Source organism: Mycoavidus sp. HKI (assembly GCF_020023735.2).
GTDB lineage: Bacteria > Pseudomonadota > Gammaproteobacteria > Burkholderiales > Burkholderiaceae > Mycoavidus.
On record NZ_CP076444.2, the window covers coordinates 699124 to 712387 of the forward strand.

At 48.6% G+C, this 13264-nt stretch carries 13 protein-coding genes and 1 pseudogene; 4 read left to right on the forward strand and 10 right to left on the reverse strand.

The genetic code is table 11. The annotated features are described in order from the left end of the window. Window positions 1–12: 12 nt before the first annotated feature. Together KMZ15_RS02885 and KMZ15_RS02890 are read right to left on the reverse strand one after the other, a co-directional pair. A pseudogene (locus tag KMZ15_RS02885) lies at window positions 13–441 on the reverse strand (IS21 family transposase); the annotation flags it as partial. Window positions 442–508: 67 nt separating this feature from the next. Next, on the reverse strand, window positions 509–682 hold the full coding sequence (locus KMZ15_RS02890) for an HTH domain-containing protein (protein ID WP_223694002.1): 174 nt from the start codon (window positions 680–682) through the stop codon (window positions 509–511). Between the two features lie 141 nt (window positions 683–823). Between KMZ15_RS02890 and KMZ15_RS02895 the strand changes: the two genes are divergently transcribed. Then, a complete protein-coding gene (locus tag KMZ15_RS02895; RefSeq protein ID WP_223694004.1) occupies window positions 824–1303 on the forward strand; it encodes a hypothetical protein in 480 nt (159 codons plus the stop codon). Between the two features lie 297 nt (window positions 1304–1600). Here KMZ15_RS02895 and KMZ15_RS02900 read toward each other — a convergent pair whose 3' ends face one another. Continuing rightward, on the reverse strand, window positions 1601–1879 hold the full coding sequence (locus KMZ15_RS02900; RefSeq protein WP_223694006.1) for an HU family DNA-binding protein: 279 nt from the start codon (window positions 1877–1879) through the stop codon (window positions 1601–1603). A 413-nt stretch (window positions 1880–2292) separates the two neighbouring features. Here KMZ15_RS02900 and acpP point away from each other — a divergent pair, with 413 nt between their 5' ends. Continuing rightward, a complete protein-coding gene (gene acpP / locus KMZ15_RS02905) occupies window positions 2293–2574 on the forward strand; it encodes an acyl carrier protein (protein WP_223694008.1) in 282 nt (93 codons plus the stop codon). A 103-nt stretch (window positions 2575–2677) separates the two neighbouring features. On the opposite strand, the gene KMZ15_RS02910 is transcribed toward acpP, so the two are convergent. The 3 genes from KMZ15_RS02910 to KMZ15_RS02920 all read right to left on the reverse strand — a co-directional run bounded on the left by KMZ15_RS02910 (window position 2678) and on the right by KMZ15_RS02920 (window position 5932). Beyond that, complete coding sequence (locus KMZ15_RS02910; RefSeq protein ID WP_223694010.1) at window positions 2678–2911, reverse strand: type II toxin-antitoxin system VapC family toxin; 234 nt, start codon at window positions 2909–2911, stop codon at window positions 2678–2680. A gap of 106 nt (window positions 2912–3017) precedes the next feature. Continuing rightward, complete coding sequence (locus tag KMZ15_RS02915; RefSeq protein ID WP_223694013.1) at window positions 3018–3992, reverse strand: lytic polysaccharide monooxygenase auxiliary activity family 9 protein; 975 nt, start codon at window positions 3990–3992, stop codon at window positions 3018–3020. 614 nt (window positions 3993–4606) lie between these two features. Continuing rightward, window positions 4607–5932 carry an IS4 family transposase gene (locus KMZ15_RS02920; protein WP_223691058.1) on the reverse strand — a complete coding sequence of 442 codons (1326 nt, stop codon included), beginning with the start codon at window positions 5930–5932 and terminating at the stop codon, window positions 4607–4609. Window positions 5933–5999: 67 nt separating this feature from the next. On the opposite strand from KMZ15_RS02920, the gene KMZ15_RS02925 reads away from it, so the two are divergent. Continuing rightward, a complete protein-coding gene (locus KMZ15_RS02925; protein WP_223694016.1) occupies window positions 6000–6416 on the forward strand; it encodes a hypothetical protein in 417 nt (138 codons plus the stop codon). A gap of 434 nt (window positions 6417–6850) precedes the next feature. Here KMZ15_RS02925 and KMZ15_RS02930 read toward each other — a convergent pair whose 3' ends face one another. From KMZ15_RS02930 to KMZ15_RS02940, 3 genes are all read right to left on the reverse strand, one after another. Next, the gene (locus KMZ15_RS02930) at window positions 6851–8167 is read right to left on the reverse strand and encodes an MFS transporter (RefSeq protein ID WP_223694019.1); all 1317 of its coding nucleotides are present in this window, start codon (window positions 8165–8167) and stop codon (window positions 6851–6853) included. 119 nt (window positions 8168–8286) lie between these two features. Continuing rightward, on the reverse strand, window positions 8287–9633 hold the full coding sequence (locus tag KMZ15_RS02935; protein ID WP_223694021.1) for an amidase: 1347 nt from the start codon (window positions 9631–9633) through the stop codon (window positions 8287–8289). Window positions 9634–9841: 208 nt separating this feature from the next. Further along, window positions 9842–9973: a hypothetical protein gene (locus tag KMZ15_RS02940; protein WP_258134760.1), complete on the reverse strand. Its 132-nt coding sequence runs from the start codon at window positions 9971–9973 to the stop codon at window positions 9842–9844. A 53-nt stretch (window positions 9974–10026) separates the two neighbouring features. Between KMZ15_RS02940 and KMZ15_RS02945 the strand changes: the two genes are divergently transcribed. Beyond that, window positions 10027–10353, forward strand: coding sequence for a helix-turn-helix transcriptional regulator (locus KMZ15_RS02945; RefSeq protein ID WP_223694023.1), 327 nt, complete (start codon window positions 10027–10029; stop codon window positions 10351–10353). A 129-nt stretch (window positions 10354–10482) separates the two neighbouring features. Here the strand turns inward: KMZ15_RS02945 and pepN are convergent, their stop codons facing one another. Further along, window positions 10483–13182, reverse strand: a complete 2700-nt coding sequence (gene pepN, locus KMZ15_RS02950) for an aminopeptidase N (protein ID WP_223694026.1) — start codon at window positions 13180–13182, stop codon at window positions 10483–10485. Window positions 13183–13264 lie beyond the last annotated feature (82 nt).

Sequence of the window (13264 nt, forward strand, 5' to 3'; positions counted from 1 at the left end):
GACCGGCTCGAATCAGTAATGATTGGCTAGAGTCAGAAAACGCCGATTAAATTGACGCTCCTTACCGACTAATATGGTGTCCACCACCGTCTTGAGATTATCGTAGATGATTCGGTTGGGCACACCACCTAGAAAAGCAAAAGCCCGCCTATGTGCATCGAATACCATCTCTTGGGTTTCGCGCAGATAGGCTACAACAAAGAGCTGAAGGCTATACGCCAGCCGAAAATGTGCTACCTTGACTGTTTGCCCAACGCCCCCTAATTCGACATGCTCATGGCTCCAATCAAATTGGCAAGCGTCAGCAGGCTCAAATACGAGCGGCACAAAAACCTGTGTGACTCGCGGCCCTTGAGCCTTTAGTTTCCAATCCTTAACAAAGCGTTGCACGCTGTCATAAGCACCCTGGTACCCCACTTCCTGTAACCCTTCAAACAATCTACGGGCGGTACGACGACGGCTACGGGGAAACTTTGCTTCTTGTTCTAACCATTGCTCTAGTTATTCTTCATAAGCGCCCAATTGGGGCCGCATCGGCTGTACTCGTTCGTACTTGGGCTTCCTCTACCGTCTCCACATGTTTGCGCACTGTCGGGCGCGATAGACCCATCTCTCGCGCTATCGCGCTGATGCTCTGCTTTTGTACTTTGTATCGACGTCTTATCTCGTAAATCATATCCATGTAAAACACTCCAGTTACCCCGGCAAATTCGCCGGATCATTGCATAAATAGGTAGGAAACTTTTGGACGCTGTTTCCTCTCCTAAACTGGAAAGTTTTGCACGCTGATTAACACGAATCGGATTTGAATGAGATCCGCACGATGGTGAGTGCTACGGGCATGTCGGCACAGGACTTTGCGCAAACACTAGAATATGGCCGTCTAGCAATGTCGAATAATCCTGATGATTGGCGTGTTGCGCTGCAAATGGCGAATGCGCAGCGGGATACGCTGTGCAAACGCTTAGGCATGGAAGCGCCTGGGGTAGATACGTTAAGTGATTTTCCTGATTTGGCGCAAGCGGTTACTGGCGGGGAAATCCAGCGCGAGCGGGCCGTAGAGATGGCGATGCTACGGCGTGAACGCCATGTTATGCAGCAACGCCAACAGGCTGAATTTGCTGCGCAGCAAGAACAGCAACAATTTACGTCATCCGTTGAGGAAGGAAAAGCTTCGATGGCACAGTATTTGCAAAGCCGTAGCCATGAAATGGATCATTCTGCACGGATGAAAGTGGTTGAGTCGTATTTTGCTGATCCGAGCAAGCTTCAAGAATTTGCTTCAACCTATCAGCCGCATTAGTGGGCTTCAGCGGTTCGCATGCTCTACGATTCAATACAAATTGCTGCGACGCAACCAAGGTCCCCCTCGCCGATTAGCTCTCGTCCTTCCACCTTAGGTCGGCCTGCTGTCAACTCTGCGCAAGAACCTGAAAAGCGGATAGAGCAGATTATGAATAGTATGGGACTGTGACATTAAAAGAGCACAGCGGACAAATAGAAAGGGGGCGAAAACTTCGCCCCTCTCGTGCTTTGAGTTAACCAAAAATGTGAAATTAAAAGTTTAATTGGCTACTTAACTAGCAAAAAGTACGTTTAACTATTTAGCATTGATTGCATCTTTAAATGCTTTACCAGCAGTGAACTTCACCGTTCTAGCAGCAGCAATTTCGAGAGGCTCGCCGGTTTTGGGGTTGCGGCCTGAACGTGCAGCTCTTTCACCGACACTAAAGGCACCAAAACCAATCAACTGTATCGAATCTCCCTCAGCGACAGCATTTTTAATAGTTTGTAGCACTGCATCCAAGACCTTGTTAACACTACTCCTACTCGTTTCAACTTCTTCCGAAACAAGGTCAATCAGTTCCTGTTTATTCATAAAGCTCTCCTTTGGGTAGAAATGAATGCTATAAATTTGCTGACTAAATCTTGTAGCCTGCGCTAGCTAAATACTTACAACCTTTAATTGCCACCGAAACACATTAAAAAATTTTACCACAGTTATGATTTTTATCAGTACCTGGAAAATCTGTCAAGCTCCTGTATTATTTCTGTAAAGGGTTGAGGTAATCGGGACATAGCGATAAGCTCAGCCCAACCAACCTTTTACAAGTTTCCCTAACAGTATTGCACTTTGCAGTAAGTACGAGTTATAGTCGAAAAAAAAGCTCTCCTCGTCCCTGAATTGGGTAGATCTTCCATAGATGTTTTTTGGCTATTGGCTGGAACGAGAGTTGGATAAACCTGCTAATATGAACATATTAAATTTATTAAACTACCTTGGAGGGAATGATGAATAGTGTTGAAAAGATGGTGAAATTGCTCGTGGCTGAAGGGTTTGAAATTCCTTTAGAAGAAATTAAAAGTGACGCTTCATTCATGAATGACCTTGGTATTGACCCGGAAGATTTTTATGAATTGATAGGGGATTTCGAAGATACGTTCGGAATCGAAATTCCTGATGAAGATGTCGAAAAACTCCAGACAGTGCAGCAGGCAGTGGATTATATTCAGGAAGCTGAAAAGAATAGCGAAATTGAGGACGATAGTGAAGATGAGGATAGCGCCGAATAATAGCGCTGGAACCTCTGCATAAATCAAAAGCGATGTTATATTTCTTTGCTATGAGGCTATGCGGAGGTTCTTTAAATCTCTATTCAAAGTTTGATGAAAACTTTTACTGAGAGGTCCAGTTAGCTAATAGCAAAGGAGTCTCAATTCGCTCGAAGTGGCGAATATTGTTTGTGACTAACAGCGCGCCAGCCGACAAAGAGTGGGCGGCAATCATCATATCCATTTCCCCAATAGGTTCGCCCGTTGTTACGAGTTGGTGCCGAATATCGGCGTAGTAATCGGCTGCGTCGGTATTTGGTAAAACAGAAAGCAAGCTTATTTGGAGAGCTACGACCACAGGGTAAAGCGAACATCCTTGACTAATTTTTAAGTTAGTTCGCTTTCCCATTGTTCTCCATAGCCCATGCGTAAAACAGGAATTTTGATAATAAGAAGTTCTTAATCTATTCAACCCCTAGTACATTTTGTTGCTGCGTGCTCTTAATGCGAGTCCCGTCGGTGCTAATGAGCGTCACATCGCTACAACTGAAGAAAGTCTCGTGGGCTGGATCTTGGCGTTGCCAGTAGCTATAAAGAATAGCAGCACCTGAGCGACCGGAGGGGATAGTAACATCAAGATCGTAAGATGCGTTCCCTGGACCCGGTGAGTTCAGTACAACTTTATTGATAATCAGTTCTTCCAGGTCTGACCAGTGTAACGAACTGGTTGTTGGATCGTATGATTCTTTGGTGATAAACACACGCCACAGGCTAGGATCGTGATGAACTTGAGTGGCATCCCAGCGTAGCATGATACGGCCATCCTTTGACACAATGATACTGGTTTTGGACCACTCTGAGTTCGGAATATCTAATCCTCTTTTTTCCGAATGTCCTCCCGCACACAATAGCCCATCAGGTATGAGTTCTACGATTGCCTCAGGATTCGGTATGTTCTGGGAAACCGTGTTCCAGTTAGTAAATAGTGAAGGACGCTCCCAGTCTGGAAGATCGCCTGCTAGAAAGGCTGCTCGACACGCCGCGTTCGGAATACCTGAGCCGTCAGACGGATAATAAAAGCCTCCGTCTCGGTAGCATTTATACTGCCTGGCGATTGGAGAGCTTGCCGCGCCTTGCGCGCTTGCTGTCTGTAACATGCCGCCTATCCCGCTAGCTATTCCTGCTAAGGATAGCCAAGCTACACCCCGGCTCTTTTTAACATTTACGTTAAGTTTGGAATAAAGGAAAGATTGAATCCGCTCGAATTTATCGTCGCTATTATTTTCCTTTGATAGATTAATACCTTCTTCAGGATTCGAATTAGACGGGATATCATAAGCCGACTTTTGCTCGTTACCAAAAATAGGGGCTTCTTTAAATAAGTTATAGACTGATATTTTGACATTTGTTACGCTGCTGACTGCATCCCAATTACCCATTGTTTTCTCCTTGTTCATAGGCTGTGATGAATTTATTCCAGTAGGTACATCGTTGATTATTGAGTTTCTATTCTATCCTCCTTTGAAATGGCTTGTTTGAAACCGCTGTTTTTACCGAGCAACTTCATAGAGTAAAGGTATTGCGCCTGACTCGAGTATCTGTCGGGTCCTGGGGAAATTTCAACAGCTGGATTTTCTAATGACGTAAACAACGCTTTTCTCTTTTCCTTAGAATGTGAAAATTTTTTCAAGTTTGCAAGGAAATTTTTACTAGGGATTTTATATGAAGCGCTTGATAGCAAAGGCAAGAATCGAATCGTGCATGTCCGAATCCGGCGCAGCAAGGCTAGCTAGTGTGCTGGCATACTATTTTACTGAGAAGCGCTATTTCCGTTGAACAATACTTGGATGATGTCAATGAATGCGAAAAACGGATACTTCCTTTTTCTACTTACCGACAGTGGTTCCGTTATCCATTTCTTGATGTCGGACTTGATTCGATGGAGGGAAGAAGTATTGAAAAAGCGGTTGAGTGTGCTTTGGCGTTAAAAAGTCTTGGATTTCGCCATGCGTATGTCTCAATAGATAGTTTAGACCATATCCTTATACACAACTCAAAATATCTGGTTTTGGCGCGCCCAGCGTAGACCCTGAGCAAAGGCAGTAACCTGCTGTAATCCTTGCCAGATGGTTTTTACGCCGGGCTCGCCATCCCCTTTTCGGCCTAAGAATCCACCCAACATCGCAATAAGCCGCACTACTTCATTGAGTCGAGGCGTCTTTTTTGGCACAGGTTTTTTCATGAGAAGATACGCGGCTTGCCATTCCTCTGGCTCAAACAGCAGTTCTGCTTCCAGATCAGGGCAAGTACGGCCTAGTCTCATCAAGCGAGCGATTCGCCAAGCCACCACCATATAGACCGCCAGCGCCCTCTCTAACTTTTCGATAGCCCCTAGTTGCAGCGCCTCGACGCGACAGCCGTTTTTGAGAACGTGGAAGAACATCTCAATCTCCCAGCGAGCCCGATACCAGTCAATCAACTCCACTGCTGCGTCGAAATCAAGTACCACGCGATTAGTGAGCAAGCGCCACTCCACAGGCTTACAGCCAGACGGTACCTCCACTTCTTGGGCTATTACGCAGGTCACTTCTAACGGGGAGCCCTTTCTATCATCAAGGACAACGCGTTTCATTCTGACTTGCTGACGTACCGCTCGAGCCTTTTGGCCATGCCGTGAGGGCATCATAAAATGCAATTCGCCTACCGCTGCCTGCGCACCGACTGCCTCCCACAGGCGAGCACCATCTGGTAGCACCCGGTTGTGACACGAGCGAATTAACCAATCCACCGGATTCCCCAGTTCGGAGGCTTTGCATATCAGTTCTAGCATGTCGGATTCACGGTCTGCCATATACACCAAACGTGTCTCGGGTAACTCGGCTGAGAGTTCTGCCAGTCGGCTATACCCTTCGATCCAGCGTATACTTTCCTTGATCCCAGACCGATTCTCTACGTCTTCTTTGGATGCACGTGCCCACATCCACGCATCTAATACGCCTAACGGTTCACGCTCCAACGATACCGCATACGTCGGGTGCAGGTACATACCTCGTTGCGCTTCGTAACACAGGGGACCCAAGCCTTCTATCGATTGTCCGTTGAAGTTCAGTTCCGTGGTGTCTTGGATGCACAAAACGGTACGCTGCTCTTGTAAGCGCGCACGCGAACAGGACCAGTGCGGCTCTAAAATAGACTCCCAACCTATATCCTCTTGAGATAAAAATCGATACGCCCCCTGGGTTTCCGCCCACCCTTTACATGCCCCAGGCAGACTCGCCGTCGGCTTTTCCCCAAGACGCTCTGCAAGCAACATCAGCCTCTTGTTTAACCGCTTGTCACCTAAATCTACTGTCTTAAATTCTTTCGCTGCCCAGCTCATCTCTGCCTGTCATCTCTTTCTTTTAAAGGTTTATTGTACTTGGCTGTTTATAGTTGTGTGTAAGGACATGAGTTTAGACTGGTTTATTGATATGCTCTTTTTACAAGCTATAAAAGAAGGAAAAGAAATAGACATGGAAGGCTTGGAGAATTTTTATCTTGAGCATATTCGATTGACGATTAAAAAGTATCTCAGCAAGAAGACAGATGAAGAAAAAAATCTTTTTTCGACTCAAATCTTCCTTTTTCATGCCAATGACCTAAATGCTCTATTCCTGCCGAAAATTATCACTATGTTACGCGAAGATGGATGGCGCATCGGCACTCCAGATGAAATGGTTGACAACCCAGATAACCAGCTTGTTGACTTTAAAACTTTTATTGATCTCAAAGTTTGGCTTGATTCAAAAAATATTAGCCGTTTTCATGATACCGATAAAATTACTCAGGACTTCAACAAACAAGTTCTCCGTCTCGGAAATTAATGGTTATTAAAGGTGCTAGCCGATGCTATGATGTCAATCAATGAGTTAACCCTCTCTCACGGGCAGAAAATGGTTGCCATTAAGCAATTGTATTGCGTAATTCGATTCTCGGTCTTCGCTAACAAGAGGCTTCATGCGGAAGCCCTGCTTCTCCAGCGATGGAGTGATCAAACAGGCCACTTTTATGCTATGGTGTCTATGGGATCGGGAATGCTCGATCGGCGGGCGCTACCTGGTGTAACCGGGGGTGCCCGTTTTCATTGTGGGAACACCTTTAGGCTATTCACACTCGACATAGGCCACCATGAGATTGGCCGATAATGTGCTAAATGGTAGTGCGAGAAAGAGGCTATTGAGCTTGAGCCCAAGGCCTCATCGCAGGAGCCCAGCCAGCGTGGAGCCGAGGGCAATAGCCGCAACCGCTTGCCACATGGTTAGAGCGAGCTTGGGCTTGCCGTGTGTTGCCGGGTTGGCCCTAAGACGGCAATGGCAAGTCCACCCGCCAACACTAAGCCCGCTATAATAAATAATCCCATTTGCAGGCTACCTGTGACCTCTTTCAACCAGCCGATAATAACGGGACTTAAAAAGCAGCCTGCTAAACCAATGACATCCAAAATCGCAATGCTGCCTGCGGCGAGTTTGCCTTTTAAATAATCCGAAGCCATTGCCCAGAATACAACAGACACCGTAAATAGACCGGCAGTGGTAATCGTGATGCTAATCAATGCGATGATAAGGTTATTGCTGGTCATAGCACAGAGCCCGAGCGCGCTAATGAGCATTAAGAGCGTGGTATGCCAGCGCCGCTCAAGATAGCGGTCGGAAGTGCGCCCAAACACAATCATTGTAATGATCGAGACCGCATATGGAATGGCTGACAATAGGCCAATTTGGGTCAAACTGACTGAGTTGGCTGAACTGGCTTCTCTTAAGATGGTTGGCATCCAGAAATTGACCGCGTAAATACCCGCCAGAAAGCTTAAGTAGCACAGCGCCATTGCATAGAAGTGTTTGTCTTTGAAGACATGGTGCATCCGCTGGTAAGAGGGACGCACGACATGACGTTGTGCAAGGTCGGCATTGAGTAGGCGCTTTTCTTCAGCGGACAGCCATTTTGCTTGTGCTGGCGTATCCTCTAAGTAGAAAAAGATGATCAGTCCAAGCGCGATGCACGGTAAGCTCTCAATCAGAAACATCCACTGCCACCCTTTTAAAATCCAGATGTTCGTCATATGCGTCATCAGCCAAGTGGAAAGCGGGCCAGCAGTAATGCCTGCGAGTGCGGCAGCGCACATGATGAAAGAAATGGCGCGGGCGGTACGGGCTTCTGAGTACCAATAAGTAAGGTAAAAAATTACGCCAGGAAAGTACCCGGCCTCAAACGCGCCGAGCAAAAAGCGCAACACATAAAAGCTATAGGCGTCATGCACGAACAGCATGGCCGCCGAAGTGAACCCCCATAAAATCATGATCCGGCTAAAAGTCTTACGCGCGCCTATTTTTAAAAGCAATAGATTACTCGGTACCGCAAATAACATCAGGCCGAGAAATAGGATACCCGCGGCTAAGCCATAGACGGCCTCGCTAATGCCAATATCTTGTTGCATTTGCAGTTTTGCAAATGCAATATTGACACGGTCCATATAAGCTAGGACATAACCTAATGTCAGTAATGATAGGATGCGCCAGTTGATTTTGCGGTATATCGTTGCTAGCTCATGCGAGGGGGTAGCTAAGGTGGTGCTCATCTCTTTTGCTCCTTCAAGTGTCGTGTTTTTAATGCACTCGTCGTTTCCCGTTTAAAAAAATTTCAATTTAACATTAGACTCTGTAGGGGTTCTTCAAAAGAGGATGATTGAAAGGTGGATTAGCGGGCAGCAAGTACCGCTTCGATCGCGCGGGCTATGTGGATAATCCGCGCGTCGCTATGTGCGAAACCGCAAACGGACAGTCCGACCGGTAGCTCTCCGGCTTGCTGGCAGGGTAGAGTGAGCGCGCAGCCGTCCAAGATGTTGGTGATGCGTGCATTGCGCAAGGCCAGTGTATTGGTTGAAAAAAATAAAGCGTCGTCATGGATGAGCGGCGCTAACGGTGGCGGCACGATAGCCGCTGTGGGCATCAGCCATGCATCCGCATCCTCTAAACGCTGCCGAGCTGCTGCTTGTAAACGCTGGTGTCCGGCGAGTACATCAAGGTAGTCGGCCGCTGTATGGGTTTCGCCTTTGCGGATGTTGGCGGCAACTCGCGGGTCATAGCTTGCGCCAGCACGCTTAAAGAGTGGCCGGTGCCAAGCCCAGGCTTCGGCTGCAACGAGACCCCCTTTGGCATTAATTTGGCTAAGCTCAAATAACTCGGGAAAAGAAAATTGTACGATATGCGCGCCTGCTTGGCCTAATGCCTCAAGCGCTGCTTGAAAAGCTGTGTTGACGGCATCGTCTAGATCGGCACTGACGTAATCGTCGGTGACGTAAAAGCGTAAGCCGTTAATATTGGCTGCGCTAGTCTCAATTGATGGGGGGGATTGGCCGGCTAATACAGCATCGAAAATTGCACAGCAGTCAACCGACTGGGCGAGCGGTCCAGCTGAATCAAGCGATGGAGAAAGCGGTATGGCGCCCGCCATAGGAATGCGCTTGGCGGTTGGCTTAAAGCCAGTCAGTCCGCAAAATGCTGCGGGCACTCGAATCGAGCCGCCGGTATCGGTGCCTAGGGCAGCAACCGCCATTTCGCCCGCCACAGAAACGGCAGCGCCGGCACTCGACCCTCCCGCTACGCGGTTTGGGTGATGAGGGGTGCAGGGGTTGCCATAATGTGGATTGAGGCCGAGTCCTGAATAAGCAAATTCGCTCATATTCGTACGGCCAAGCAAAATGGCGCCCGCGGCTCGCAGGCGGGCGACTGCGGGAGCATCTGAGGTGGCCGGCGGCGCATCCATTAACGCGCGCGAACCGGCTGTCGTAATTTGCCCGGCGATATCAAACAGATCTTTAATCGAAACTGGTAAGCCGGCCAACAGCGATGGCGCATAACCGACAGTGCGCGCAGCATCGGCTGCGTGTGCCGCGGCTAATGCATTCTCTGCGTTGACGTTGATCCAAGCACAGCCTCCGCCACGACGGTGGGCATCGATGCGCGTGAGGGCGTCTTCAATCAGGCGTACGCTCGTAGTACGTCCGCTTTGCAATTCAGTAGCCAGATTCCGAATCGTCTTCATTTGTGCTCTTTTACTGTATTAAAGCCATTCAATCGCAGGTAGATTCACGAGGCTCGTTTCGCGCATGATTGACGCAAATTCGCGCCTATATGGTTGTGCCGAAAGCGCTGGCAGTTGCTGTATAAAGCTCGCCAGCCAGTAATTTACCATTATGCGCGACGATTGGCCGTGCGCTAACGTGGCGTTTTTCTAGATAAGCTGCCACTGCTCACCAGGGTAACGCAGCAATCCCGCGTCGGCTAGCAATCAGTTGCAAGATAGCAACGGTCAATTCAGAAGTACGGCGTTTAGGTTCGATGCAGGGTTGAAGAAACTCGTGCTGATCTAAAAGAATAGTCAATTAAAAAGAAATAATAGTTGCTTTTTATAAAGAAAAGAGTAGCTATTATTTCTATGTCTAGACAATCTACTGCCGCTTCTATGCTCCCTGCACCGGTTGCTCGTAGCTTGGGTGAATTGGGCCAAAATTTGCGCATTGCGCGTAAACGCCGCAAAGAGACGCTTGCTTCGTTTGCAGAGAGAATGCAAGTGTCAATACCGACTTTACGCAACATGGATCGAGGCGACCCGACTGTTTCTATCGCGATTTATGCAATGGCGTTGTGGTTCATTGGGCGGCTTGCATTTCTGAGCGAGATCGCTGATCCATTCAATGATGAAACAGCTTTATTGCTCGAGTTACGTAGGTTAGAACCTAAAGTCAACGGAAGTGCGCGATGAATAATCGGCTTTTTGTTTGGGTATATGTTGAGGGCGCAAGTGCTCCTATACCTTGCCAATTAGAACGCTGGCCGCAAATTTTTGCCCAATCTCATGTATCAGCAAACGATATTGAGCTTTGCCGGCGGTTTATTTCGCTGGAGCAGATATCAGCGCTTTGTCAATGATTTCGCGGACGTCTTTTGATTGTACTGAAGCCAATACTGTTGCAAGCGCCTCGTGCATTTGCTCGCGTAGTGCTGGGGTAAATTTACGCCAGCGCTCAAGTAGGCGGGCAAGCCGCGCAGCAAGCTGAGGGTTGAGCGTATCAAGCGCCAGCACCTGTTCAGCCCAGAGTGCGTAGCCTGTGCCATTCGTCGCGTGAAATTGCGCAGGGTTGCCGCTGATAAAGCTAAAAATGAGCGCGCGTACGCGGTTCGGGTTTTTTAATGTGAAGGCAGGATGGTGCATCAAAGTGCGTACAACCTTGATCAGGTCCATCTCTGTGCGCTGTTGAGTGGCTTGTAATGCAAACCACTTATCAATTGCCAGCGGTTCGTTTTCAAACCGTTGGTAAAAATCGGCAAGCGCTGCTTGCGCGGGCTGGCCACCTAGATGTATCAAAGCGGCAAGGGCTGCACTACGATCGCTCATATTATCGGCGCGAGCATATTGTGTTTGCGCTAGATGTAGCGCGTGCGCGCTTTGCTTGCTGTTGGTTAAATAGCTAAGCGCTAGGTTCTTTAGAGCACGTTGTCCCATATCGGCAGGTGTTGGCTGGTATGGGCCGGGCGTTTGGTGACGTGCATAAATAGCGGACCAGTCGTGACTCAGAGCGTTAGCCAGCTGGGTGCGTAGATATTGCCGTGCAGTATAGATTGCCGCTGGGTCTGCCTGGTCCATTTGCTCCGCCAGGTAAATCTCGGTCGGTAAGGTCAGTACCTGTTCTCGAAAGGCAGGGGTCAGTGTTTCGTCACGCAAGATGCGGCCAAAAGCATCGATGATCGACTGGTTAAGTTCATTGCCAGTGAGTTGGGTACGCCCGGCTTGGCGGGCGAGGGCAAGCAAAGTGCGGGTTACAAGCCGTTGACCAGCCGCCCAGCGATTAAATGGATCACTGTCATGGGCCAGTAAAAAGATGAGCTCATCGTCAGTGTAATCGTATTCGACAATCACCGGCGCCGAGAAGTCGCGTAGCAGTGATGGCACGGGTTGAGTTTGCACGTTGATAAAGCGAAACGTTTGTTCAGCTTGGCTTAATTCAAGCACGCGTGTTGCAGTGCCTGGTGCGTCTTCGCCATCCAGTTGTAATGCAAAGTCCTGCCCATTTGCATCGACCAGCCCAATGGCAAACGGAATCAGGAGTGGCGCGCGTACTGTATGAGGTGCATTCAGCACAGGTTTATAGTGCTGTGCTAGTGTCACCGTATAAGTTCGGGCCGCTTCGTCATATTGGCTGCGCACTAAAATATAAGGCGTACCTAGCTGGCTGTACCAATGTTCAAATTGCGCCAGGTCGCGCTGATTCGCCTCGGCCATTGCTTGCCGGAAATCATCACAACTCACCGCTTGCCCATCATGGCGCTGAAAGTACAAATCCATGCCTTGGCGAAAACCGTCGCGGCCTAGCAGCGTTTGATACATGCGGACGACTTCAGCGCCTTTCTCGTAGATCGTAGCGGTATAAAAATTATTAATTTCAACGTAACTTTCTGGGCGCACAGGGTGCGCCATTGGGCCCGCATCCTCAGCAAATTGCACTTGCTGCAAAATACGCACATTCTCGATCCGTTGGCTTGCCCGTGCGGCCGCAGCATTGACCGCGCCTGCCGCCGCTATATCGGCTGAGAATTCTTGGTCGCGAAATACGGTAAGTCCCTCTTTTAAGCTGAGTTGGAACCAATCGCGGCAAGTTACGCGGTTGCCCGTCCAATTATGGAAATATTCATGGCCGACGACGGCCTCAATATTGGCGTAATCACTATCGGTAGCGGTTTGAGGATTGGCTAACACGTATTTAGTATTGAAAATATTGAGCCCTTTATTTTCCATGGCCCCCATATTGAAATCGCTGACCGCAACAATCATAAAACGTTCAAGATCAAGCTCAAGGCCAAAGCGTGCTTCATCCCAGTGGATGGCATGAATGAGTGCGTCCATGGCATGACGCGTTTTATCGAGATCATGCGCTTCAACCCAGACTTGTAACAGTTTCTGAGCGCCTGAGCGGGTTACGATGTGCTCTTCAAGGGCCACCAATTGGCCCGCAACCAGGGCAAACAAATAGCTCGGTTTGGCAAAGGGGTCGTGCCATTTGGCATAATGTTTGCCGTTAGGTAAATCACCCGCCTCAATCAAATTGCCGTTGGATAACAAGATGGGATAAGCCGCTTTGTTGGCGCGCAGAGTCACCGTATAACGCGCCATCACGTCTGGGCGATCAAGGAAATAAGTGATTTTCCGAAAACCTTGCGCTTCGCATTGAGTAAAAAAATGGCCGTTTGATAAATATAAGCCCATGAGAGAAGTATTGCTGGCAGGCTCGCAAGAATTGACGATAGTGAGTTCAAAAGCATCGGGGACATCATAGAGGGTGAGTCTTGCCTCATCTATTTGCCGGTTGGTGCAGGGAACGCCATCAAGGTGGATGCTAATCAGCTGAAGGGCTTCGCCGTTTAGCTGTAATTCAGGACAGTAGGCGGCCTGCGGGTTGCGGCGCAGCTGCATCTTACTGGTGACGGTGGTGCACTCAGCTTCAAGCTCAAATTCCAGTTCGATTGTATCGATCAGAAAAGGGGGCGGAGTGTAGTCAGTACGATGAATGGTGCTCGGGGAGGCGGGATTTGGCATTGTCAAGTGAGTGCGGAAAAAGGATTGTTTGCTCTATTGTACAAAAACGGGGTGGTCTGGTACAAAATGAATCGATTCATCA

What these genes read in the sequence shown, in the direction of transcription:
- acpP (WP_223694008.1), top strand. Translation starts at nt 2,293, where the DNA reads ATGAATAGTGTTGAAAAGATGGTGAAATTGCTCGTGGCTGAAGGGTTT.
- KMZ15_RS02945 (WP_223694023.1), top strand. Translation starts at nt 10,027, where the DNA reads ATGTCTAGACAATCTACTGCCGCTTCTATGCTCCCTGCACCGGTTGCT.
- pepN (WP_223694026.1), bottom strand. Translation starts at nt 13,182, where the DNA reads ATGCCAAATCCCGCCTCCCCGAGCACCATTCATCGTACTGACTACACT.
- KMZ15_RS02895 (WP_223694004.1), top strand. Translation starts at nt 824, where the DNA reads ATGGTGAGTGCTACGGGCATGTCGGCACAGGACTTTGCGCAAACACTA.
- KMZ15_RS02915 (WP_223694013.1), bottom strand. Translation starts at nt 3,992, where the DNA reads ATGGGTAATTGGGATGCAGTCAGCAGCGTAACAAATGTCAAAATATCA.
- KMZ15_RS02930 (WP_223694019.1), bottom strand. Translation starts at nt 8,167, where the DNA reads ATGAGCACCACCTTAGCTACCCCCTCGCATGAGCTAGCAACGATATAC.
- KMZ15_RS02925 (WP_223694016.1), top strand. Translation starts at nt 6,000, where the DNA reads ATGAGTTTAGACTGGTTTATTGATATGCTCTTTTTACAAGCTATAAAA.
- KMZ15_RS02920 (WP_223691058.1), bottom strand. Translation starts at nt 5,932, where the DNA reads ATGAGCTGGGCAGCGAAAGAATTTAAGACAGTAGATTTAGGTGACAAG.
- KMZ15_RS02935 (WP_223694021.1), bottom strand. Translation starts at nt 9,633, where the DNA reads ATGAAGACGATTCGGAATCTGGCTACTGAATTGCAAAGCGGACGTACT.
- KMZ15_RS02890 (WP_223694002.1), bottom strand. Translation starts at nt 682, where the DNA reads ATGGATATGATTTACGAGATAAGACGTCGATACAAAGTACAAAAGCAG.
- KMZ15_RS02900 (WP_223694006.1), bottom strand. Translation starts at nt 1,879, where the DNA reads ATGAATAAACAGGAACTGATTGACCTTGTTTCGGAAGAAGTTGAAACG.